Below are 22,910 nucleotides of genomic sequence, written 5' to 3' on the forward strand. Positions count from 1 at the left end.
ACGAACAGAAAAGAGAAGATACGAACGGACGTAAGCCGGAGTCCGGCGTGCGGAACGGAGTTGACAGGGATCGGTCAGGATTCTCCGTGAATGAATGCGCGCACGAGTCGAGCCAGTGCCGGCTCGGCCGCTGCGGCCGCCGCCAGGATCTGGTCAATGGAAACCGGCTCCAGATGATCAGGGTCGCAAACATCCGTAACCACGCTCACTCCCGCGACTTCCATGCCCATGTGTACGGCGGCCAAGGTCTCAGGTACCGTGCTCATGCCGACAACGTCGGCACCGAGTTGTCGGAGCATCCGATATTCTGCCCGTGTCTCCAGATTCGGACCTTTGATGCCGACGTACACGCCCTCGTGGAGCGGTATTCCCTCCCGCGCGGCGGTCCGGGTCAATGCCTGTCGCAGACGGGCGGCGTACGGATCGGACATGTCCGGAAACCGGGGCCCCCAGTGATCATGGTTGGGACCTTCCAATGGGTTGACACCCATGAAGTTGATGTGGTCGGTGATCAGCATCAAGTCGCCCAGACCGAAGGACAGGTTCATCCCGCCCGCGGCGTTTGTTATGAACAGACGCTTGACGCCGGCGCGGGCCAAAACCCGTACAAGAAAAACAACCTGACGCGGGGAAGCCCCTTCATACAGGTGGATCCGTCCATCCAGGATCCACGCCGGATGTCCATCAACCGAAACGGATGTCAGCTGCCCCTTGTGGGATGGTACACCGGGAATACTCGCTCCGGGAATATCGGCGTTGTTCAGGCGATGATGGACGTCGAATCGATCCACCATGCTTCCGAGTCCACTGCCCACAAGGACAGCCGTTGCGGGCGCATCCCCGAGAAGGGTCACTACGAGCTCTGCGGCCTTTTCCACAGCCTGCACATAGGCCGGCATCGAATCAAACAGATCGCGCATCGTCCTCGTCATCCATCGCGTCGAGGATCCGGCGGATTTTCCGGATTTCATCCCCGTCGTCTGCGTCTTCTTCGTGGGTTTCGGGCGTGAACACGTCGTTGATCTTCCAGGATGGCGTATCCTCGTCATCCTCTATGCCGACGCCATCGTGTACAGCTTCCGGCTGGGATGCCTGTTCGATTCCAGGTTCCGGTTCACGCCTGGATTCTTGCTCGGGCTCGTCTTCTTGCTCCGGCTCTGCATGGCGCAGGGGTGCGGGCGCGGGCCGTGAATCCGGTTCGGGCTGGAATTCGACCCGGGAGCCTTCCAGCTCAAGGGGACGCCCCTCCTCTGCATCGTGATGGGCCAGCATTTCCATTTCCGACATCAGGAAGGCCCGCAGTTTGGCAACGACTTCCTTGTGTCGCATCTTGAACCGGGTGGTTTCCAGACGAATGGCATGCCGCTCCGATTCCGCCTCCCGGAGGATGGCCTGCGCGCGCGACTCCGATTCCTTGAGCGTATCGGACGCTCGTTTTTCCGCATGCTCCAAGGTCTGGCGGGCGCTCGAGCGGGCTGTCTTCAGCGCCTCTTCCAGCGCCTCTTCGACCTTCATATAGTGATCCAGCTTCAGCTGCTGCTCACGGACCTTTTCCTCAGACCGGCGAAGTTCGTCTGTCAGTTCCTGCCACTGCGTAGAGATCAGATTCAGGAAGGCGTCGACCTCATCCAGGTCATAGCCACGCAATGAGCGCGAAAACTCCTGTTTCCGGATGTCCAGCGAAGAAAGTTTCATGTCGGGTCGGGTCGAGTCGGGTTCGGGTTCAACCCGGAAGATACGGGTCCCGTGAACCAAAAAGAGCAGAACCCACCCGGACATGTGTAGCACCCTCTTCAATGGCTACTTCGAAGTCGTTGCTCATTCCCATGGACAACACGGGATGGGCGGCATCCACCAGGTGCGCGGCCACGTCCGGACGGGTGGAAATGTCTTTCAGCAGGGCAAACTCTCCCCGGACATCCTCAGGATTGTCGGCCGGCGAGGCCAACGTCATGAAGCCCCGGATATGAATCCGGTTCAAGCCGGTCATGCCGTCGAGGACAGACGCCACCTGGCTGACCGGCACACCGAACTTGGAGTCCTCATTTGAAACGTTGACCTGAAGCAGGCAATCCAGTCGGGATTCGGCGGCCAGAAGCCGCTTCTGCAGTTCCCGAGCAAGTCGGATGCTGTCCAGACCGTGGAAAAGAGATACATCCTCCGTGACATCCTTGGCCTTGTTCCGCTGCAAGTGGCCTATCAGATGCCATCGTATTGAGGTATCCGCCAATTCGCGGGACTTCTCCTGGAACTCCTGGACCTTGTTTTCCCCAAAATCGGTCTGTCCAAGGCTATGCAGGTCGCGCACGGCTTGGGCCGGAAAGGTCTTCGATACCGCAATCAAGGTTACGGCGCCGGGGTCCCGTCCGGAGCGGCGGGCGGCTTGGGCCATGCGGGTCCGGACGGCTTCAAGGCGTTCTTCAAGTGTCATTTCTGAGTACGTCCAGGGCTGATTTGTCATACACGCCGCGGGAGTTCAGCAAGCCGATGAAGAGCGTCAAACCGATGACGCCACCCAACAAGACCAGAACGGGCACCGGAGCAACCACGAATGGCGTCTCGAACACGAAGCGCGCCAGTGCCCAGCCGGCACCCAGGGCAAGAATGATCCCCGTACTCGCCGCAACAAAACCCAGTACGGCATACTCGACGGCCATGATCCGGAGCACGGTCCGACGGGACGCGCCGAGCGTCTTGAGCAGTACGCTCTCCTCCATCCGCTGGAACCGGCTCACGAACACAGCTCCTGCCAGCACGATCAAACCCGTCAGGATGGAAAACAGGGCCATGAAGCGGATAACGAAGGAAATGCGGCTGAAAATGGCATCGAATACGGACAACACGAGGGACAGGTCAATCGAAGACACGTTCGGGTACGATCGGGCGAGGGTCGAGAGTGCCCGGGCGGCCTCCTCCTCGGACGAAGTCCTGGCCGTGATCACATGGAAGGCCGGGGCGGAATCCAATGGACCGTCCGGAAAAACGAAGAAGAAGTTGGTCTGCAGACGGCGCCAGTCGACAGCACGAATGCTGCCGATGACCGTTTCGATCATGACCCCCTGCACGTTGAAAACCACGCGGTCTCCCAATCCCACCTGCAACTCCGCGGCCACGTCGGCCTCTACGGAAACCGGAACGGGACCATCCGGCTCGGTGAACGTACCGATGAATGTTCCTTCCATTACCGTTTCGGCATCCGTAAGGACACTCCGGTAGGTAGACCTGTACTCCCTTCTATGAGCCCATGATGTGTCAAACGTCGAATCGGCCCGCATGTCATCCACGGTGCGATCCCCGATGGCATGGATCCGCATGGAGATGACCGGCGTCTCGGACAGGACCGGCACACCCAGTCCGGAGAGCTCAGCCGCGACCCCGGCCACTTGAGGGGGCTGAATGTCAAACAGGACCAGGTTGGGTCGCCCTTCCTGGTTGCCGACTTCGATCTGGCTCAGCAGGACGCGCTCGGATATCAGCATGGTTGCGATCAGGAACGAACCCAGGCCGAGCGCCAGCACCATCATCAGCGTTTGATTGTTGGGCCGGTAAAGGTTGGATATCCCTTGTCTGACCACATACGGGAGGCGGGCCGGCGTGTACCTGACCAGGCTGCGCATGAGGATATGACTGGTTCCGGTCAACAGGAGGAAGACCACGCCCAATACAGCGGCATACGCCAGACCGATTCCCACGGTAGGCGCCTGAATGATGGCGAATGCCGTCAAACCAGCTGCCATGAGCAGCACGGCTGACCACCAGAGTCCATCCCTTCCACCGCTCCCGACAGCATCGCTGCCCGAGCGGAGCGCATCCATGGGCGAGACCGACCGTACGGTGAGCAACGGCAGGATGGAAAAAAGCATGGTCACACCAATCCCGATGCCACTGCCCAACAGGACAGCGGACCATGAGATGGAAAAGGCTACATCGACCGGAAGGAAGTCGGTCAGTACTCGAGGAATGAGCGTCTGGATACCAACCCCGACCAGGCTGCCCAGCAGCGCACCGACCAATCCCATCCCGAAAGACTGTAGTACATACACACCCACTGTGGACCAGGAAGATGCGCCAAAGCACCGAAGTACGGCTACGGTGGCTATGCGCTGCCGGATGTATACATGCACGGAGCTCGCCACGCCGAGACTACCCAACAGCAGCGCCATGAAGCCGATGAGCCCCAGAAACCGGTACAGGTTGGTCAGGCCCCGGTCCCAGCTCCGTTGCTCCTCCTGGACGGTATCGGAGCCGATTCGGGCCTCCCGCAGGGTGGTTTCCAAGGAATCCCGGAGCGCATCGGCATCCCTGCCGTCATCGAACCGGAAATAGACCTCGTAATCCACCTGGCTACCGGCAACCAGCAGCGTCGTATCCACCTTGGCCAGCGGAATGTATATCCGAGGACTGAAGAGCATGGCGGCACCGGACTCCCGTGGCGTCTCCAGTAATTTCCCCATGACTGGATAGGAGACGGTACCGATGCGTACCGAGTCGCCAACCGCCACGTTGAATTGACTCATGAGCGTTCCATCGACCAGCGCTCCTCCCGCGTCGAGATAGCTGTCTGCCGCTTCTGGCGGGTCGGTGACCACGGAGCCATAAAACGGGTACCCCGGTTCATGAGCACGAACGGTCGCCAGACGCGCTTCCGATGACCGGGTAAACAGCGCCATGGATGCGAACGATGTCCGGCGGCTCTGTGTCCCGCCGATCGAATCGATCAGGGCTTCAATAGGGTCCGGAAACGGCGTCGAGCTCTCGAAACTCAGGTCGGCGCCGAGTAATGTGCGGGCTTCATTGTCGATGGACGTCTTGAGGTTGTCACCGAACGAGTTGATGGATACCAACGCGGCAACGCCCAGGACCATGGACGATACGAACAGAAGCATCCGCTTTCTGCTACCACGGGAATCCCGCCACGCGAACGATCGGATCCAACCCATGTCAGGCCCCCACCAGGGCGGTGTCTTCGATGACTTTACCCCCCTTGAGACGGATGACCCGACCGGTCCGGGATGCCAGCTCGGCATCGTGCGTAACGAGGATGAGTGTCGTACCGGCGGTTTCGTTCAGTGAAAACAATAGATTTTCCACCTGCTCTCCCGTCTCGGCATCCAGATTTCCCGTGGGTTCATCCGCGAACAGGATATCCGGCCGATTGATGAATGCCCGCGCCAAGGCAACACGCTGCTGCTCCCCTCCCGACAATTGGGCAGGATAATGATCCAGGCGATCCCCCAATCCGACACTCGACAGCAATGCGGCAGCCTCGTCTCGGACATGGCGGCGCCCGCGGAGTTCGGCGGGTACCATCACGTTCTCCAAGGCGGACAGCGTAGGCAACAGTCGGAAGGACTGGAAGACGAAGCCGACGTGTTCATTCCGGACGCGGGCCCGTTCGTCCTCACCCATCTCGACGAGCGGATTTCCGCACAACCGGACCGTTCCACGCGTCGGCGCGTCCAATCCGGCCGCAAGGCCCAAAAGGGTTGTCTTGCCGCTGCCTGATGGACCAACGATGGCACATGTGTCTCCGGCAGTGAGATCAAAGGAGACTGAATCGAGTACAGTCAATGACTTCATTCCACTCCGGAACGTTTTGGTCAGGTCCCTGACCTCAAGTACAAACGCCATCTGCCCAGATATTCAATGAGAAAGGCTGTCCTATACCTCACACTGGTACTCGGGGTTCTGTCCCTCCCTGCGTGTTCCTCCGATAGTTCATCCGGATCCGATCAACGCGCGGAAAATCAATCCGCCGTCACGGCTGAACCGATGGCCGAGTCCGCCAGCGAACGTGCGGACAACCCGGATGCGCTTCGCATCCTCTTTCTTGGCGACAGCATCACGGCAGCCTACGGATTGGACGAAAGACAGGGATTCGTGCATCTTGTCGGAGAACGTCTGGATTCCGTGGGAATCCCGTCCACCGTAATCAATGCCGGCGTTTCGGGCGATACGAGTACCGGTGGCCTGAATCGACTGGACTGGCTCCTGAACCAGGGACTGGATATCCTGGTCCTGGAGCTGGGTGGCAATGACGGGCTGAGGGGAATTGATGTGGACTTGACCCGCTCGAACCTTGCGGCCATCATCGAACAAACCCGCTCCGCATCCCCGGGCACGGAGATCATCCTCGCCGGGATGCAGGTCCCCCCGAATCTGGGTCAGGACTATACACGTCGCTTCAGTTCGATGTATTCGGATCTCGCTGCAGAATACGAAACGCACCTCATCCCCTTCATCCTGGAAGGCGTCGGCGGGAATCCCGCCTTGAACCTTCCGGATGGCATACACCCCACCGCCGAGGGTCACCGCATCCTGGCGGAGACCGTGTGGGACGTATTGTACCCCGTTGCCAGGGACCGCGTCAGAGTGCCTTGACTTCGTTCAATACGTTGGCAATCGACTCCTTCGCATCCCCGAAGAGCATCTGGTTGTTCGAGTTGTAGAACAACTCATTGTCGATTCCGGCGTATCCGGGTCGCATGGATCGTTTCAGGACGATTGTCGTAGCCGCATGATCGACGTTCAGGATGGGCATGCCGTAGATCGGGCTGCTCTTGTCGTGTCGTGCAGCCGGGTTCACCACGTCGTTGGCACCAATGACCACTGCCACGTCCGTAGTGGCGAACTCACCGTTGATCTCGTCCATTTCGAACAGTTTGTCGTAGGATACATTCGCCTCGGCGAGCAGCACGTTCATGTGCCCCGGCATGCGACCGGCCACGGGATGAACGGCAAATTTGACCTCAACATCCCGTTTTTCAAGTTCCTCGGCCAACTCACGGACCGCATGCTGCGCCTGGGCTACTGCCATGCCGTATCCCGGCACGAAAATGACTTTGCTGGCATACGTCAGCAGAATGGCCACGTCGTCCGGTGTCGTTGAGTTCACAGTCAGATTGCCGACAGTCGGTCCACCACTGGACGCGTCCCCTCCACCATCGCCACCGAATCCACCGAGAAGCACGTTAAGCAGGGAACGGTTCATGGCGACGCACATGATGTTCGTCAGGATGAGTCCGGAGGCGCCTACCAACGCACCCGATACAATCAAGGCGGTGTTGTCCAGCACGAATCCCGTAGCAGCAGCGGCCAGACCCGAATAGGAATTCAGCAGTGCGACAACCACTGGCATGTCGGCCCCACCAATGGGAATGACGAGCAGTATACCGAGCAGGAAGGCCATGCCTCCCACGATCAGTGCTCCATAGATCACTGGCTCGGGAATCTGATGAATCTCGTTGGCTCCCATGACCATCCACGTCGTGCCAGCAACCACTGCCAGAACGAACAGGATGGTCAGGAGACGCATGCCCGGAAACGAAATCGGGTTTCCTGAAATGCGTTCCGACAACTTCCCGAAAGCGACGAAGCTGCCGGTGAAGGTGATCGTACCGATGAGGATGGACAACGCGATGGTGAAGGCGCTGACCGCGTCCAGCACCACTTCCCCGTGGGACAGGATCCGCGCGATTTCTGCCGAAGCAACGAGCGTGGAGGCAATACCCCCGAATCCGTTGAACGCCGCGACCAGTTCCGGCATTCCGGTCATTTCAACGCGCTTGGCGAGCAGCAGTCCGATACCGGTGCCGACCACCAGCCCCAGGAGCATTTGTGCCGGCGTCAGGATTTCCTGCAGGAACAACGTGGCAACGACCGCCACCAACATTCCGAGGGCGGCAAGCTGGTTGCCCTTCCGCGCCGTAGCCGGGGATTGGAGACGCTTGAGTCCAAAGATGAAAAGGACTGCGGAAACCAGGTAGGCAATGTCAATAATGGCTTGTTTCATCACGTCACTTGTCCTTTTTCTTGAACATCTGCAGCATCCGGTCGGTGACCATGAAACCGCCCACTACGTTGATGGTGGCAAAGATCAACGCGCCAACACCAATCCACATGGCCCATGGATCGTCCACCATACCGGCCACGACGAGCGCCCCGACAATGGTGATGCCGGAAACGGCATTCGACCCGGACATGAGCGGTGTGTGCAGCGTCTGGGGGACCTTCGAGATGACTTCCATCCCGATGAAGGCCGCCAATACAAATACGATCAGGTTCTCAATCATGATGAAAGCACGTTTTTGACTCGTTCGTGGACCACTTCCCCGTCGCGACAGACGCACGATCCGGCAAACACCTCATCGTCCGTATTCGGTTTGAATCCGTTCTCGTCCGTGAAGTCCTGCAACATGGCCAACAGCGTGCGTGCGTACAACTGGCTGGCATGTACCGGCATGTCCGTGGTCAGGTTGGTTGCACCGATGATGGTAACCCCATGCCGGACAACCGTCTGGTCGGCCTCGGTCAAGGCACAGTTTCCTCCGTTGGCGGCTGCCATGTCCACGATGACACTGCCAGGCGTCATGGCCTTGACGGCATCTTCCGAAATGAGGACAGGGGCTTTCCTGCCCGGAATGAGTGCGGTCGATACGACGACATCCGACTTGCCGATGAACGGCACAAGCAATTCCACCTGGCGTTTTGATTTTTCCTCGGCCAACGCTTTCGCATAGCCGCCGGAATCCTGCATGTCGCCGATCTCGAGTTCCAACTCCACGAATTGTGCCCCAAGCGAGTGGACCTCTTCTTTTGCCGCCTCCCGGATATCGTACGCGGACACCTTGGCTCCCAACCGTCGCGCCGTGGCTATGGCCTGCAGCCCGGCAACGCCTGCTCCCAGAACGAGCACGTTGGACGGTCGGACGGTACCGGCCGCGGTCGTCAACAACGGAAAGAATTTCGGCAGGGTAGTTGCCGCCATCAGCATGGCCCGGTATCCACCAATCGAGGAGAGTGCAGACAACGCGTCCATCTTCTGGGCACGTGAAATCCGCGGAACCAGCTCCATGGAAAGTGCTGTTACCCCCTGCGTTGCAAGCGCAGCCGACCGGCTGGCATCATCCAATGGACTCAGGAATCCGATGTAGGCACCACCCTTGCGCATCAATCCGATTTCCTGATCATCGGGAGGACGAACCTTGACCACGATGTCGCTTGAGAATGCGGCACTCCGATCCACCATCGTGGCTCCCGCGTCCGTGAATTCCTGGTCCGATACGTATGCGCCGTCACCCGCACCACGTTCGACCTGAACCGTGGCGCCGGCTTTCACCAGCTTGCTCACCACTTCAGGTACGAGCGCGACCATGCGTTCACCTGTCGCGGTTTCCTTCGGAACTCCAATCGTGTATCCCATGGGCCTGCCGTCTTGACTTGTTGTGCGGCATATATATACAAAGCCTTACCCGTCAGCGCAACGGAGCAGATCCAGCGGACTGTTGCAGGGGATTCCCTGACACGACTTGGGTGCGTTCAAACGCCCTGTTTATCAGGCGTCCCGTTCGAATCCGTCCATGAAATCAATCAGTGCCTCCACGGATGAGCGATCACAGGCATTATAGATGGATGCACGGATGCCCCCGACACTCCTGTGCCCCTTCAGGCCCACAAGCCCCTTCTTCTTGGCCCCGGCAATGAATGCGGATTCCATCGCCTCATCAGGCAGGCGGAATGTGACATTCATGTTCGACCGCGAAGCCGTCTGTGCCGTGCCCCGGTAGAAATCCGTCCGATCCAGCCGGTCATAGAGCAGGCGCGCCTTCTGGTCGTTGCGACGCTCCATCTCGACCAGACCTCCCAGATCTTTCAACCAACGGAGCACCTTTTCAACCATGTATACCGCGAAAACGGGTGGCGTGTTGAACAATTTGGATGCGTGCACCCGGTAGTCCAGCATCGTGGGCACGTTTGGATTGGCGCGTTCCATGAACGATGAACGAACGAGAACGACGGTCACTCCGGCCGGTCCGATATTCTTCTGCGCACCCGCATAGATGAGCGAATACCGGTTCATGTCGAGGGGGCGCGCCAGGAAATCGGACGACGCATCGCAGATGAGGGGTGCGGGTACATCCGGATCCCACGTCATGCGGGTACCGTAAATGGTATTGTTCGAAGTGACATGGACATAGGCCGGGTTCTCGGAATGGACCCAGCTGGCCTGCGGTGGCACATGGTCGTAGCCGGTCTCTTCGCTGCTGGCAGCCACGTTCACCGTACCCACGAACTGGCCTTGCTGGATGGCCTTGCTGGACCACTCACCCGTGTCCACATAATCGGCGGTACGACCTGCGGGCAGGAAATTAAGTGCCGTCTGATAGAACTGGAGCGATGCACCGCCCTGCAGAAAGAGGATTTGCCAATCATCATCCAGGCCCAGCAGGTCCTTGAAATGCTGCCGGGCCGCATCGGCGACTGCCGTGTACTCCGCCGAACGGTGGCTGATTTCCATGATGGATGCGCCGGCCGTTTTGTAGACGAGCATTTCGTCACGCGCTTCTTCGAGAACGGGTCGGGGCAACGTGCCCGGTCCGGCTGAAAAGTTGTGGATGCGTTCCATGGTCATAATTCCATCAGGCTCACGGCCAGAATATCATCAAGTTCAGAAATACGTTCGACGACGGCCGTTTGCACTGTTCCATCGAACCGAATGTACGCACACGCTGCCTTCGCACCATCAAAAACCACGTTCTCCATTTCGTGGATGTTCCAGTTCGCCTGCCGCATGGTCTCAAGGACACCGGCCAGCACACCGACTTTGTCCCGGTGCCGGACGGTCAACTGGTGGGTTGCTGGCGTTTTCGTGGCCAGGTTCACACAATTGGGTACGTCACCGGTCGTCGCGTAGGTGATAATGATACGGGCAGCCTCCTCGGCGATGGCGTTCTGCGCCTGCTCCGTGGATGCACCGATATGATGGGTCAAGTAGACATTCGGATGGGATGCGAGCGGATGCTGGAACGACCCGCTCTTGGCGGCAGGTTCGTCTGAAAATACATCCAGTGCAACGCGTATGCCCTTGTCCTGCATGGCCTGTGTCATGGCCGCTTCATCCACGACGGACGCCCGCGTGGTATTGATGAAGAAGGCGCCCTGTTTCATGGCGCCGAAGAATGCCTTGTCGGCCAATTGGCGGGTATCATCCGTCGCCGCCACGTGCAGGGTCACCGCGTCAGCGCGGGCTGCAACATCCACCGGGGAGTCCACACGAAGGACACCGAGTTCCCTCGCCTGGGCATCGGTGAGGGACCTGGACCATCCTACGATATGCATACCGAGTGCATGGGCCATGCTGACGACTTCCCGACCGATGTTTCCCAAGCCGACTACGCCAAGCGTCCGTCCCTTCAAGCCCTCGGCCTTTCCGTACTTGGCCTTGTTCCATGCGCCGGAGCGAGCATCCATGACATTGTCCGGGATGGACCGATCCAGCGCCATCAAGAGGCCGATGGTCAATTCGGCCACCGCCGTGGCGTTCTTTCCGGGGCAATTGGCCACGAACACGCCTGCCTCCGATGCCGTCAGCACATCGATCGTGTCGTATCCCGCGCCTGCCCGTACAATGAGTTCCAGTGCTGGCGAAGCCAGGATGGCCTCCTTGGGTACCTTCGTGGACCGGACGACCAATACCTGAGGGGCATGTCTGCCCAACGCGGCCGTCAGCGCGTCTCCCGATAGTCCGGGTTCGTTGACCACCTCCAGGGACGCTTCACCAAGCATGGATAGAACAGTGTCGGACAGACTGTCGGCAAGCAATACGCGCATGGGGATCTCAGTCAAAAAGATGAATCAGGAGGCCGGACCGCAACTTCGGTTCGAACCACGTGGATTTTGGTGGCATGAGTTCGCCGGCATCCGAAACGGACACCAATTCGTCCATGGAAGTCGGATACATGGATATGGCCAGTGCTGCCTTTCCTTCGTGGACCAGTCGCTCCAGTTCCCGCGTTCCCCTGATACCGCCGACAAAGTCGATGTTGCTGTCCCGGCGCGGATCAGTAATACCCAGGAGGGGCTCAAGGATACCGGCAGAGAGTCGGGCGACATCCAGACTGGCCGTCACATCGGATGTAACCGGTTCAGGCAAGGTCAGTCCGTACCATGTGTTGCCAAGATACAAACAGATCCGGCCTTTGGAATCTGGCGTCGGTTGGGAAACCGGACCGACATCGAATCGTGAGCGCAGGGTTGACAGGAACTCGTCCGGACCTTGCGGAAGACGGCGAATAATCCGATTGTACGGCAGTATGGCGACCTGACTCATGGGAAACAGGACGGCCGGGAAGAATCGGGATTCATGGTCCGGTGGCCCATTGATCTCCTCGGCTGCCCGACTGGCTGCCTTGCATCGGTGATGCCCATCGGCGACATAAAGTTGTGGTACGTCAGCAAACGCCTTCACGATGGGCCCGGTGTCAGTGATGCGCCAGACCGTGTGTCGGATTCCGTCATCCGCCGTGAAATCGTACAACGCGGGTGACATCTGTGCTTCCTCAATCAGCGCCTGGACCCCGGGATGGTCCTTGAACGCGAGCATGACAGGTTCTGCGTGAGCTTGCTGCTCAAGGATGTGACGTGTTCGATCATCTTCCTTGACGGGACGCGTGAGTTCGTGCTTCAGGATGCGTCCGCTGTCGTACTCGTCCGTGGACACGCACCCGAAGACGCCCGTCTGTGAACGACCATCCATGACCAGGCGGTAAACATACACGCACGGATTAACATCCTGGGTTGAAAACGGGGCATGACGGAAGGAACGGAGATTCTCGGCGCCTTTGGCGTACACCTCAGGGTCATGCTCGTCCATGGACACCGGAAGATCGATTTCCGGCCGGATGACATGCAGGAAACTCAGCGGATTCCCCTCCGCCAGGTCACGCGCTTCTTCGGTGTTGATGACGTCGTATGGTACACAGGCAACGTCCTGTGCCCGCTCGGGTACCGGACGGAGTGCTTTGAAAGGGTGAAGAAGGGCCATGTCGAAGCACACGTGTGGTGGATGTGGAACAGGAATTCCGAAAATACAATGCAACCCCGGAGGGATATACCGTGCGTCCATTCTTCAACGGGAGTTCGTTGATTGTAGCCCATGATTTCCGTATTATTGTATCCTACATCGCGGGGTGGAGCAGCTGGTAGCTCATCGGGCTCATAACCCGAAGGTCGCAGGTTCGAATCCTGCCCCCGCTACTGCAAAGGGCGTTCTGATCATGCGATCGGGACGCCCTTTTACTTTATTCTAGAACGCTTCCATGCATCCTGCGAGCGTCCTGCTGGTCTTCTTGGACGGAATCGGATTGGCCCCTCCGGGTCCGGACAATCCATTATCCGGCCCGGACCTGTCCGGACTGCATATGTGGGCGGGTGGCCGTCCCTGGACGCTTCCCGTCACTCCTGTCCCTGACGAGATGCATCATTTTGCGGCTGTGGATGCGTGTCTCGGCGTTCCGGGACTGCCGCAGAGTGGTACGGGGCAGGCCACACTCTTTACGGGAATCAACTGCGCCAGACTGGCGCAGCGGCATTTCGGACCCTGGCCACATTCCAGCACGCGCAATGCGTTGCGCAGCCACAACGTGTTTCGACGCGTCCGGGAGCATACGGGCCGGGATACGGCGTTCGCGAATGCGTTTCCCGAAGCCTTCTTCGAGCGTGCCACACGGACGGACCGGTGGTCGACCACGACGCGATGCTGCCTGGATTCGGGAACTCCGCTCCGCACGCTGGAGGATCTCGCTTCCGGAAATGCGGTGGCCGCGGATATCACGGGAGCGGGACTGCGCCGCTTCACGGGCCACACGACAGAACAGACGGAAGAGCACGCCGCAGACCGCTTGCTCGCTGTGGCCCAACAACATGCATTCACGCTGTTCGAGTACTTCCTGACAGACAAGGCCGGCCATGCCCAGTCCCCGGGCCAGGCGGTCGAGGTACTACAATCCGTTTCCCGATTCCTGGGCCACCTCCATGCATGCAAGCCGGACGGCATGACCATCGTGATCACATCGGATCACGGCAACCTGGAAGATCTCTCCGTGCGGACACATACCCGGAATCCGGTGCCGCTCGCAGTTTCAGGTCCTGGCGCTGGCGCCTTCGTGGATGTCGTCGACTTGACGGACGTGGTGCCCGCCATCATCCAGGCGTTCAGGGGCGTTCGTTGAGCAATTCGTGCAGCACGTGGTCGGCTCCGTAGGCATGCCTGAGCATGGCCACGATGGCCCGAATGTCCACGGCAATGGTTCTTCCATCCTCCCGGCCGAAGACCCAGTTTGAAGGCAGGGCGTCCCAATTGCTGTCGAAAACAAGTCCCACCAGGTCCAGGTCACGGGAAAGGAGTGGCGAGCCGGAGTTTCCACCGGCAATGTCGGTCGTAGCGACCAGATTGAGCGGAATGTCCCGCAACACGGCGGCATGCCCGTCAAGCTCCTTCGGGAGCGACCAGGGTGATGCTTGTGCTCCGGCCCCCTGCCGCTCAGCCAGGGCAAAAAGGCCGGCAAACGTCGTAAAAGCGGAAGTGGAGTCGACCCCTTTCACGCGCCCGTCTGAAATGCGGAGCTTGAAGGATGCATCCGGCGGTGACGGTGTTGCTTCCACACGGTACCGTCCCTCTTCCAGACGGGTCAGCAAGGCGTTTTCGCGCGTGACGAGCCCCGAAAGTTCGGCATCCAATGTGAAATACAGGGGGGCAAGTGCCTCGATCAACGGAACCGTGACGTCCCCGCTGGCCAGATAGTTTTCGTCAAGGATTTCCTGGAACGCATCCTTTTCCGCAATCCGGGTGTGCGTCACCATGGAATCGGCGATGGTCGCTGCATCCTTTCCGTCCAGCAAGCGCCGGACGGTCGGATCCGTTTCACCGAGGGCATGAATCACGTCCATCAGCCGTGCCTGGATCATGTCCCGTTCCACGTCCCGGGGCCAATCCTCGATGTTTAGGGCATCTTTCCGGAGCGATGCCAAGGCTTCATCATCTGCACCTCGTTGTCTGGAGAGCGTAAGGACATATCCATACATGGCCCGGGCCAGGATCCTGGATGAAGCCACCGGATTCAGGAAATGCGTGAAGGCTTCCGCCTTTCTCGCAGAAATCCGCTTGGATTGCTGGAGCAGCCGAAGGTCCCGCTGCAGATTGCCGAATGCCTGCGCGAGCGAGTCTTCCTGGGCGAATTGCCGTTGCAGTACCTGGTCCGCCGTATATCGGACGGCGAGGACATCTCCTTCATTCAATCCTTCGAGCGAGCCCCGCTCTGCTTTGAGCGTATTCTCCAGTGTCATCAAATCATTGGCCAACGAATCGGCCAGCCGTTCGGAATGGTTCCGAAGCACCTGTTGTCGGTTCATGAGCACGGCTATGCTGCGTGGCAAGGTGACGTCCCGCTCGTACTCGAGTATGGAAACCGGGGACAGTCGGTCGGTCGTACCCGGGTTGCCGACGACGAATACCGCATCTCCGGATTGTACCGAGGTCGTGTCGACGGAAAAGTAATGGGCCGGCTTGTGTGGATGTCCCTCCCGGTCCCGGACACGCAGGAACGCCATGTCCAGGGTATGCCTCGGCCACGAGAAATTGTCAGCATCCCCCCCGAAGTAACCGGCTGACTCCGACGGAACCAGAACCAGTCTCACATCGCGGTGCCTGCGATACACGTAGGCACTGTACCGGTAGGCGCTCCACGTCTCGAATACCTCCACCACATACAGGGAATCCGATCCGTTCAGTTCTTCCGTCATCCGACGTTCTATGGCTTCCGCGCGCTTTCGACGGGCATCCATCCTGGGGCCCGCTCCGCGGACGTCCTCGGCCGCTTTCCGGACTTCGTCGGTCACGTTCTCAATCCGCAGCAGTTCATCCACGTACAGATCCGGAATGCGCCGTTCGAGGGAATCATGACGAGCGACGAACCCGTCTTTCAGCAGATTTTCCCCGTCCTGTTCCACTTTTTCCAGTTGATCCCGGACGCAATGGTGGTTCGTCAGAACCAGTCCCTCCGCCGAAACGAAAGATGCCGAACAGAACGTACCCAGCCGCAACGCGCCACGCATGGCTCGGGTGCTCCAGGATGAGTCTGGACGGAGGTCATACTCCTCGGCCCACCAATCGTATGGCAGCGCATCGAATACCCACATGCGACCATTCACATGGTGAGGCACCGGCACTTCTTCATAAGCCGGTTGCGCGGGAGATGCCGGGTACGCCCGAACCGTATCGGCCCGCATGACCGGACGGGACGTGACCTCCGCGACCTGTCGGGGCGGAGCGCAGGCGGACGTTGCAAAGACGACAAGAACGAGCATTGCTGCGACGTTTCGCATATGGAACCGGTTCGGGTGCATGGGTATTAGAGGCGCCACGGCGAGAGTGGCGGAATTGGTAGACGCGCCAGACTTAGGATCTGGTGTCCGGAAGGACGTGGGGGTTCGAGTCCCCCCTTTCGCACGAGAAGGCTGTTCCGACCGCATGACGGCCAGCATCAGTTCAGCATGGCTTCATAGTCGGAAATATGGGCAGGGTCCATTTTGGACAAGGCGTCAAAAGCCTGGTTTGCCTGCGTGGAGCCCTTCAACATGGCTGCAATCTCTCCATATTTGCTGGAGAAGAACTGATCCAGATAGTAGGCGCGGGATACGTCCTCGCGCAGGCTGGCAAGATTGTTCAGCAGGTCAACCAGAACCGTCCTGGCGCGCTCCGGGTCGCGAATGAAGTGATCCAGGGATTCAAAATGGTAGTCAAAGTATCCTTCCCGCAGTGAGCGGAACCGGGGATTCATGATATCCGAGATGAGTTGGCCGCGGCTGACGTCTCCGCCCATGGACGACCAGCCTACAGCACCACTGCTCTGGGCAATCTCGGATATCCGGCGCGCCCGTTCAAAATGCGGATCCCCTCCCATGCGACTGAAGGTATCGTAGTCGAAGCCCAGCATTATGTATGCATAGAAGTTGAGAACCGACGTGATGGAGTGGTATCGGTCGGGTTCAAAGATCAGCGGGGATCCCTGTGCATAATCGAAAACCCACGCTTCATCACTCAACTGCAGAACGGTGGACTGTTGACCTGTTCCAAAGATAGGACGTCGTGAGGCCAGCACCAGACGCGCCCGGAAACGCGTCAAGGATATGGCCTCCGTCATGACGATCTGGATGGAACAGTCAATCCGTTCGAAATCCCGGTAACGGTCCTCTGTCCACTGGCGCTGGTTCACGTATTCGAACACCCGTTGACGGAGGTCGTCCAGAAAACTGTAGTCCGTGCCTGTAAGGCTGGAATAATTGACCGCGACAGTGCAATTGAATTCCTGCGCATGACTCCTGGTCACAGACAGGCCTGCCAGGACAAGAACGACCGCGATCGACGCGACTATGCGTCTTATGGGACGAGTGGACGATTCGACACCGTGCATGAAGACAATCTGGCGTGTTCGGAAGTGCGCGTAATACCGGGGTGGCCAGTTACAGTTTCACGCACGATGGGTCTTGGGTGTCCTGTGGATCAAACCGGACGCCCATCCGGCGTCTTGCTCCTGCGAATGGTAACGCTTCTGCAATTTCCCGTCAGACCGACGGTGTGGCTTCCGGTCGCGCTTATGGTTTTGCTGGCATGGACGGTCACGACCGCGAGTGGCCAGTGGCCACCCGATCCTGAAACAGCCGGGCGGGGCGGAGCGGCGGGTGCCACCGGCGGCATCCTGTCACCGCTCCGCCCCGCCCACCTTCCGGTGGACGGGACCTGGCACGTCCGCCTGGATCATCATGTCCCGTTCGGCGTGACCGAGGCGTCCACGGTTGGTGCACGTTTCGGGCGGTCCAACGGTCAATCCACGTGGCTGGCATCGACCAAGGCGACCCGGTTCGACGCATACCAGGCCGTGTTCTTCGCCCTGTCGTACATGCGGCCCCTGACCCTGGCACAAGGCGTACGCGCGGGAGCCAGCTTCGGGTGGACCCATGAACGGATGGGGCTGCTCGGCGCTCGGCGTACGCCGGTTTCGGCGCTCGGTGTGAACTGGCATGCCCGTGAGGGAACCTCCGTAGCCTTCCACCTGCTGAATTACAGGGCGACCAGACTCCATGGCTGGGTCGTGGCTGCCGACGGGACCTACGACCCCGGTGCACACTGGCCGCTGCTGCATGCCACCGTCTCCATCCATCCTGACTTCGGTCCGGCCTGGCACATCGGAAGCACCTGGAAGGCCGTGGAACGCATGTGGATTGACATCGGGGGTGCCGGGAATCCGTTCAGGACGGCCGCTTCCATCCGCTTCCGGAGCGGCACCCTCTTCGCACGTTTTGCTTTCGAGTGGCAACCGGACCCCGGAATAAGTCGGTGGATATCAATCGGGTGGTCATGAACGGGCTCGTTTCAAAGGGGATGTTGGTGATGACCGCCTGGGGAATTGGACTGCATCCGGGTCACCTGACGGCACAAGTCACCGACTCGCTGGCGTACCTGGAGTTGCTGCACGAGCATGCTTTGCCCGAATACGTACTGGGATCGGAAAATACCCCGGGCGATGGGGTTGGTGCCTTGCGCGCGACCCGCAAAGCCCAGGAGCCAACAGATCCAGGAGCGCTCTCGTGGAATGCTGTTCTCGCCTCATCGGGCCGTGTTGCTTTCAACGCTGCATGGTCTCCCCATCCTTGGCTGGAAATGGCCGGCAGCCTGCTTCGGGAGTCATCTGAGCCGGTACGCCTTGATCCGGGTGCCCAGTGGTTCTTCGGTGAACACGCCAGCGGATACGTCCGAATGGGTGGACGGCGACTCAGACTGGTCCTCGGGGACTTCCGCTTTCGATCGGCGGCCGCGCTGTCCACCTTGGGGTTGCGGACAGCGGAGCCGTCCCGACGGCATCCGTGGCGCCCCACCCTCCGAATGCCGGACGTACGAGCCTATGCCGGTTCCTCCCAGCAACCGGCTCCGCGAGGCATGGCGCTGTCTTTGAAGCTTGCCGGAGGCTGGACCATCGACGTGTTCACGTCGGCACGACGGGAAGACGGGACCGTGAAATCAGGCTCCGGTACCCATCCGGTCCAGGAAACCTCGTTACGAAAATCCTGGCACTTTACTTCGGCCTCCAGCCTCATGTCACGTCGACGGGTCCGCGTGACAGCTCACGGAGGTGCAGCAAGGATGCTTCGCGGTCCGCTTCGGGCGGGCGCCACATGGACCCGCTTTTCGGTCCCTGGTGGATCGCGGAGCGTCTTCGAGTCCATGGGACGGTGGCAATGGTCGACCTCCGGGGCACGTACCGGTTTCGTCGCCACCCGATTCGGAATGACCCCGACGGATCGTGCCTTGGTGAGTTGGGCCGTGGAAATCTCCATACCCGTGACGGATATGGCATTGAACCTGTACCATCTTCATGAGCAACCGGTGGCCTCCCTTCCGTGGGGACCCGAAGCCGGAATGGAGCCAAGGGACCACACGCGACGAACCACGGTTGCATCCGTGGGAACCCGCCTCACACGGGGTGGCGCGATGGTCTGGGGGATCCGGCACCATCATCGGGCGCCGAGCCGGCATCGACAATCCGAAGGCCATCAGGTTGCCGCATGGATCCATGCCGAGCGGTATACCTGGGCACTTGAGCTTCGCATCAGGAACGAGAAGGATGCCATGACCGGCGCCTGGAATGGGCAGGCCCGCTTTTCCGTCCGCAAAGAAACCACGGTCCGGCCTGACGTGCGCATAACCATGCAGGCCGTTGCCGCCGGTGCAGGTGGACTGGGAGCCCGGGTGCAGTGGCAAGCATCCCCACGGACGCGCTTCGTGGTTGGAAGAACCGTCATATGGGGCCATGATTCCGATCCCTGGGCGGTTCTTGTCACGGACAGGACGACCGGCATGTTGGGGCTGTTGCGCATGACCGGCCCTACCCTGCACTGGAGCATACGCCTTGAACGGAACCGATCCGGGCTGGGCAGGATGACCCTGTTCATGGACCAACGCGCCCAACGGGCGTCCTTTACGGGCACCCGTGACATCCGACGCCGATTGGTCGTAGCGTTACGGTATTGAGTCGATGAACGTGAAATCGGAGCGCCATTCCCGGTCCTCGAATCGATAGGCCCATCGCCATTGCAGATCAAGGGCCACGACGTGAGCCAGGCGGGTTTCCAGACCCAAGCCGAATCCGGCGGATCCGAAGTGCCGATCCCATGCCCGGAGATCATGCAATCGTTCCGTGAACCCGAACAGGTAGGCCATTTTCATGAATACGGGTATCGTGACAAACCCATTGTCCACGAACCATACCGGTTGCCGGACCTCCATCCCGTATTGCAGGAAATCGCCCGACCCGACGAAACCGTCTTCCCAACCCCGCGGACGGAAACCATCCAGATTGAAAACCGATGCTACGTTCTGGTGCAGGATGCCGGACGTCAGGCGGATCCCCGTATTGGTTCGTCCCCCGATGGGCACGTACTGGTCCAATCGGGAAATCCAGGCTTTCCTTTTAGGAAATCGTTTGGCTTCCAGATCAAACTCCCCTATCCAGCGCAGGACGGTTCCGGATCGGGGAATGATATCCCTCGGATTCTGCTGGATCCGCCAGGAAAACGTGGCCGACGGAGTAAATGACCAGCGTGAAAAGGCATCGGTGATCTGTCGAAGATCATCATCCAGGATCCGATCGGTCCGATGCGAAACAAACAGGCCGAGGCGCGCAGAGGACTGCGAAACATTCTGGCGGAATACCCGGGGGATCACGATGCCCGCCGAAGCGGACAATCGGTCACGGATGGCCCGGCGGGCCTGACCCTGGTTGTCCAGCGCTTGGATGGTTTCGGGACGTCTCGAGAACCGGAGCGTCGGAAATACGGCCCCGGCACTCGTACTGACTCCGGTCGTACCCCAGGGCCGTCCATTCTGGATGAACACCTCTCCGTACCAACTCACCTTCTGGAGCGGATCGGTGCCGTGGAAGCCCAACCCGGCACCGACACCCAACCGAGCATCTGCGTCGCGATCTCTTTCCACGGCTGGATACAGGACTGGAAATACGGACCGGAAGGTCAGATTCCGGAACGTGGAATAAGGCCTGGAAGGAAGGTCTGCGTAGGACCCGATTTGCAAGGCCGCATTTTCGACTCGTCCTTCCGGCCAATCCACAAGTGACGCAAGCGTGCCCAATTCGAGCCATTTTTCCGGTTGGACGCGGTCAATCACCAGATCGAAGCGTTCGTCCCTGTATACGACATAGGCCAGACGACGGCCATCCGGTGAAAAGGATGGTTCCATGGCTGCGTACACGTCATCCGTGACCCTGAAAATGCGACCGTCATCCATCCGGAGAGCATGGACCTGCAGCGTGCCCGAAAGGTCGGCCGTGAACAGGAGCCATTCTCCGTCCGCACTCCACGATGCATCGTAAATGCTGGCGTTGCGGAATCCGAACCACGGCCGGAACTGGCCGTCCCATGCCAGGAACAGGCCTTGCTGGCCCTCGAAGTGGGCGACAACGGCGACGGAATCCGAGGCAGGGCGAGGAGCCATCCTCTCCATCCGGACACGGGGCAGGCTAGCCACCGTGCGCGTTGGGTCATCCAGGGACACGATGTCCGAAAATGCCCCCCGCGTCCGGATGGCCCAGACGCTCCCGTCCCGAACGCGAACCGGATTCAGCGTGTGGTCACTCCCGGGATGCACGGTCGTATCCCCGTTCCGGTCCACGCTGAATGAGCGGGATGTCCACGCAATGGCCGAGACCGGATGCCGTTCGTACCGGGAATAGTGGACATGGCCCGTGTCATCCACGCTGAATACCGCATCCTCACTCGTCTCTTGCACGGTCAGACGTTTTCGCTTGCCACTTTCTGCATCCACCGTGAAAAGACCCCGTGCCACGTTGTAGGCGAATGCGTACACGAGGACGGTCTTATCATTCAGCCATTGTGGGTTGCGATGCACCAATCCCGTTCGCCCGAATACCGTGGCCCCCTCGGGATGGACCGGTGTACGGTGTCCATAGGTAGAGTCATACCAGACACGCATCCGGTCCATCTGTGCATCCGGCCAATCGCCCGTGGCCAACCGCATGACGGTTCCGAAGCCCATGAACGGGAGGCGCCCCTGCCAAGCCGAGGCCCTCCGTACGGCTTCCGTGCCATAGGTCTGCAGGACAAACTCCGTGTACAGGGTGCCACCGAGATAGAACCGGTTGAAGGGACGATGGTAGCTCGGTGGCTCCAACATTTGAGCGAGTGTCCATCCGCGGTCCATTCCGGCACGGAACTGCATGCTGAAGTAGGGGTGATTGAGCCGGCCGCCTCCACGTTCAAACGTACTTTCATGCACAACGGCCAGTCCCTCCAGCCAGCCTTTGGGCATCCACATGTTCATGGACCTTGCCAGATCGGGCGCAAACGGCCGGATGAGGGAAGCCATTCCGAAACCATGCCGGGCGTCCGCCTGCACGGCGTGGACCAGTTCATGGGTGGTTACCAACCGTGTCCAGTTTGAATTCCGCGTAGACAATCCACGTCCGGAAATGGCCGTTGATTCGATTTCGGATTTGAACGGAAACGACGTAACGTAGCCGTTGCCCCGGTCGTTGTAATCGTTCAGGACCACCGTGAGAGACGGTGGGTGTCCGTCTCCGACCAATGAATCCACCGCACCGAACGTTTCATTCAACGTCCACAGCAGTTCCTCTGCCTGCTCGCGCGATCCGTCCTGGAAGATGACGCGCCATGAGGCATGCCGCAGTTCCTGGTAGGTTACACCCGGCGGCCTGTTAAGGACGTCATAAACGGATATGACCTGGGCGTGCGTACGCCCAAAGGACATCCAGAGCAGAAACAGTAACAGGAAGGTCGTGGCGGTGCGCATGGTGCACTGAATATAGCGGCCCTCGGCAATACAACACGGCACAACAGATGTTCGAACGTCTGACCGAACCAATGGGAACGGCCAAAAATACATGTGCCCCGGCAGTCTGGAAGGCTGCCGGGGCACATTGCGGAGGGGGAGGGATTCGAACCCTCGGTACCCCATAAGGGTACAACGGTTTTCGAGACCGCCCCGTTCGACCACTCCGGCACCCCTCCTGAAGCGGACAGAA

18 protein-coding genes and 3 tRNA genes are annotated in these 22,910 nt (G+C 59.7%); 6 read left to right on the forward strand and 15 right to left on the reverse strand.

Annotation, left to right across the window (positions count from 1 at the left end):
- Positions 1–74 precede the first annotated feature (74 nt).
- The 5 genes from RIE53_02950 to RIE53_02970 are packed head-to-tail and all read right to left on the reverse strand — an operon-like array spanning position 75 to position 5,580.
- Positions 75–920, reverse strand: coding sequence for a purine-nucleoside phosphorylase (locus RIE53_02950; GenBank protein MEQ9103636.1), 846 nt, complete (start codon positions 918–920; stop codon positions 75–77).
- Complete coding sequence (locus RIE53_02955; GenBank protein ID MEQ9103637.1) at positions 904–1,695, reverse strand: DivIVA domain-containing protein; 792 nt, start codon at positions 1,693–1,695, stop codon at positions 904–906. Before RIE53_02955 ends, RIE53_02950 begins: the two co-directional genes overlap by 17 nt.
- 28 nt (positions 1,696–1,723) lie before the next feature.
- Positions 1,724–2,431 carry a YggS family pyridoxal phosphate-dependent enzyme gene (locus tag RIE53_02960; protein MEQ9103638.1) on the reverse strand — a complete coding sequence of 236 codons (708 nt, stop codon included), beginning with the start codon at positions 2,429–2,431 and terminating at the stop codon, positions 1,724–1,726.
- Positions 2,421–4,940: an FtsX-like permease family protein gene (locus tag RIE53_02965; GenBank protein ID MEQ9103639.1), complete on the reverse strand. Its 2,520-nt coding sequence runs from the start codon at positions 4,938–4,940 to the stop codon at positions 2,421–2,423. Before RIE53_02965 ends, RIE53_02960 begins: the two co-directional genes overlap by 11 nt.
- Before the next feature lies 1 nt (position 4,941).
- On the reverse strand, positions 4,942–5,580 hold the full coding sequence (locus RIE53_02970; protein ID MEQ9103640.1) for an ABC transporter ATP-binding protein: 639 nt from the start codon (positions 5,578–5,580) through the stop codon (positions 4,942–4,944).
- A gap of 192 nt (positions 5,581–5,772) precedes the next feature.
- Between RIE53_02970 and RIE53_02975 the strand changes: the two genes are divergently transcribed.
- On the forward strand, positions 5,773–6,381 hold the full coding sequence (locus RIE53_02975) for an arylesterase (GenBank protein ID MEQ9103641.1): 609 nt from the start codon (positions 5,773–5,775) through the stop codon (positions 6,379–6,381).
- Here the strand turns inward: RIE53_02975 and RIE53_02980 are convergent.
- The 6 genes from RIE53_02980 to RIE53_03005 form a co-directional block, all read right to left on the reverse strand.
- A complete protein-coding gene (locus tag RIE53_02980; GenBank protein MEQ9103642.1) occupies positions 6,368–7,792 on the reverse strand; it encodes an NAD(P)(+) transhydrogenase (Re/Si-specific) subunit beta in 1,425 nt (474 codons plus the stop codon). The genes RIE53_02975 and RIE53_02980 overlap by 14 nt on opposite strands.
- Before the next feature lie 4 nt (positions 7,793–7,796).
- The gene (locus RIE53_02985; protein ID MEQ9103643.1) at positions 7,797–8,072 is read right to left on the reverse strand and encodes an NAD(P) transhydrogenase subunit alpha; all 276 of its coding nucleotides are present in this window, start codon (positions 8,070–8,072) and stop codon (positions 7,797–7,799) included.
- Complete coding sequence (locus RIE53_02990; GenBank protein ID MEQ9103644.1) at positions 8,069–9,202, reverse strand: Re/Si-specific NAD(P)(+) transhydrogenase subunit alpha; 1,134 nt, start codon at positions 9,200–9,202, stop codon at positions 8,069–8,071. Before RIE53_02990 ends, RIE53_02985 begins: the two co-directional genes overlap by 4 nt.
- 132 nt (positions 9,203–9,334) lie before the next feature.
- Positions 9,335–10,405: a 3-phosphoserine/phosphohydroxythreonine transaminase gene (gene serC, locus RIE53_02995; GenBank protein ID MEQ9103645.1), complete on the reverse strand. Its 1,071-nt coding sequence runs from the start codon at positions 10,403–10,405 to the stop codon at positions 9,335–9,337.
- Positions 10,406–10,407: 2 nt separating this feature from the next.
- Positions 10,408–11,610 (reverse strand): 3-phosphoglycerate dehydrogenase family protein, encoded by a 1,203-nt coding sequence (locus RIE53_03000; GenBank protein MEQ9103646.1) that lies wholly within the window; start codon positions 11,608–11,610, stop codon positions 10,408–10,410.
- A gap of 7 nt (positions 11,611–11,617) precedes the next feature.
- Complete coding sequence (locus RIE53_03005; GenBank protein ID MEQ9103647.1) at positions 11,618–12,823, reverse strand: DUF1015 family protein; 1,206 nt, start codon at positions 12,821–12,823, stop codon at positions 11,618–11,620.
- Between the two features lie 139 nt (positions 12,824–12,962).
- Here RIE53_03005 and RIE53_03010 point away from each other — a divergent pair.
- Together RIE53_03010 and RIE53_03015 are read left to right on the forward strand one after the other, a co-directional pair.
- Positions 12,963–13,035, forward strand: a tRNA-Met gene (locus RIE53_03010).
- A 62-nt stretch (positions 13,036–13,097) separates the two neighbouring features.
- Entirely contained in the window at positions 13,098–14,009 is a 912-nt protein-coding gene (locus tag RIE53_03015) for a peptidase (protein ID MEQ9103648.1), read from the forward strand.
- Here the strand turns inward: RIE53_03015 and RIE53_03020 are convergent.
- Positions 13,993–16,182 (reverse strand): S46 family peptidase, encoded by a 2,190-nt coding sequence (locus RIE53_03020; protein MEQ9103649.1) that lies wholly within the window; start codon positions 16,180–16,182, stop codon positions 13,993–13,995. The genes RIE53_03015 and RIE53_03020 overlap by 17 nt on opposite strands.
- 19 nt (positions 16,183–16,201) lie before the next feature.
- Between RIE53_03020 and RIE53_03025 the strand changes: the two genes are divergently transcribed.
- Positions 16,202–16,285, forward strand: a tRNA-Leu gene (locus tag RIE53_03025).
- Positions 16,286–16,319: 34 nt separating this feature from the next.
- Here the strand turns inward: RIE53_03025 and RIE53_03030 are convergent.
- Positions 16,320–17,249, reverse strand: a complete 930-nt coding sequence (locus RIE53_03030; GenBank protein MEQ9103650.1) for a DUF4835 family protein — start codon at positions 17,247–17,249, stop codon at positions 16,320–16,322.
- 114 nt (positions 17,250–17,363) lie between these two features.
- On the opposite strand from RIE53_03030, the gene RIE53_03035 reads away from it, so the two are divergent.
- Together RIE53_03035 and RIE53_03040 are read left to right on the forward strand one after the other, a co-directional pair.
- Positions 17,364–18,197, forward strand: a complete 834-nt coding sequence (locus tag RIE53_03035) for a hypothetical protein (protein MEQ9103651.1) — start codon at positions 17,364–17,366, stop codon at positions 18,195–18,197.
- On the forward strand, positions 18,194–19,864 hold the full coding sequence (locus RIE53_03040) for a hypothetical protein (GenBank protein MEQ9103652.1): 1,671 nt from the start codon (positions 18,194–18,196) through the stop codon (positions 19,862–19,864). The genes RIE53_03035 and RIE53_03040 overlap by 4 nt, the downstream gene beginning before the upstream one ends.
- Here the strand turns inward: RIE53_03040 and RIE53_03045 are convergent.
- Complete coding sequence (locus tag RIE53_03045) at positions 19,853–22,678, reverse strand: BamA/TamA family outer membrane protein (GenBank protein MEQ9103653.1); 2,826 nt, start codon at positions 22,676–22,678, stop codon at positions 19,853–19,855. The two genes, RIE53_03040 and RIE53_03045, sit on opposite strands and share 12 nt — an antisense overlap.
- A gap of 130 nt (positions 22,679–22,808) precedes the next feature.
- Positions 22,809–22,896, reverse strand: a tRNA-Ser gene (locus RIE53_03050).
- Positions 22,897–22,910: the final 14 nt, after the last annotated feature.

The sequence above is a fragment of the Rhodothermales bacterium genome (assembly GCA_040221055.1).
Taxonomy (GTDB): Bacteria; Bacteroidota; Rhodothermia; order Rhodothermales; family UBA10348; genus 1-14-0-65-60-17.

What these genes read in the sequence shown, in the direction of transcription:
- RIE53_03045 (MEQ9103653.1), bottom strand. Translation starts at nt 22,678, where the DNA reads ATGCGCACCGCCACGACCTTCCTGTTACTGTTTCTGCTCTGGATGTCC.
- RIE53_03015 (MEQ9103648.1), top strand. Translation starts at nt 13,098, where the DNA reads ATGCATCCTGCGAGCGTCCTGCTGGTCTTCTTGGACGGAATCGGATTG.
- RIE53_03000 (MEQ9103646.1), bottom strand. Translation starts at nt 11,610, where the DNA reads ATGCGCGTATTGCTTGCCGACAGTCTGTCCGACACTGTTCTATCCATG.
- RIE53_02980 (MEQ9103642.1), bottom strand. Translation starts at nt 7,792, where the DNA reads ATGAAACAAGCCATTATTGACATTGCCTACCTGGTTTCCGCAGTCCTT.
- RIE53_02965 (MEQ9103639.1), bottom strand. Translation starts at nt 4,940, where the DNA reads ATGGGTTGGATCCGATCGTTCGCGTGGCGGGATTCCCGTGGTAGCAGA.
- RIE53_02990 (MEQ9103644.1), bottom strand. Translation starts at nt 9,202, where the DNA reads ATGGGATACACGATTGGAGTTCCGAAGGAAACCGCGACAGGTGAACGC.
- RIE53_02985 (MEQ9103643.1), bottom strand. Translation starts at nt 8,072, where the DNA reads ATGATTGAGAACCTGATCGTATTTGTATTGGCGGCCTTCATCGGGATG.
- RIE53_02960 (MEQ9103638.1), bottom strand. Translation starts at nt 2,431, where the DNA reads ATGACACTTGAAGAACGCCTTGAAGCCGTCCGGACCCGCATGGCCCAA.
- RIE53_02970 (MEQ9103640.1), bottom strand. Translation starts at nt 5,580, where the DNA reads ATGAAGTCATTGACTGTACTCGATTCAGTCTCCTTTGATCTCACTGCC.
- RIE53_02975 (MEQ9103641.1), top strand. Translation starts at nt 5,773, where the DNA reads ATGGCCGAGTCCGCCAGCGAACGTGCGGACAACCCGGATGCGCTTCGC.
- RIE53_03040 (MEQ9103652.1), top strand. Translation starts at nt 18,194, where the DNA reads ATGAACGGGCTCGTTTCAAAGGGGATGTTGGTGATGACCGCCTGGGGA.
- RIE53_03020 (MEQ9103649.1), bottom strand. Translation starts at nt 16,182, where the DNA reads ATGCACCCGAACCGGTTCCATATGCGAAACGTCGCAGCAATGCTCGTT.
- RIE53_02955 (MEQ9103637.1), bottom strand. Translation starts at nt 1,695, where the DNA reads ATGAAACTTTCTTCGCTGGACATCCGGAAACAGGAGTTTTCGCGCTCA.
- RIE53_03030 (MEQ9103650.1), bottom strand. Translation starts at nt 17,249, where the DNA reads ATGCACGGTGTCGAATCGTCCACTCGTCCCATAAGACGCATAGTCGCG.
- RIE53_03005 (MEQ9103647.1), bottom strand. Translation starts at nt 12,823, where the DNA reads ATGGCCCTTCTTCACCCTTTCAAAGCACTCCGTCCGGTACCCGAGCGG.
- serC (MEQ9103645.1), bottom strand. Translation starts at nt 10,405, where the DNA reads ATGGAACGCATCCACAACTTTTCAGCCGGACCGGGCACGTTGCCCCGA.
- RIE53_02950 (MEQ9103636.1), bottom strand. Translation starts at nt 920, where the DNA reads ATGCGCGATCTGTTTGATTCGATGCCGGCCTATGTGCAGGCTGTGGAA.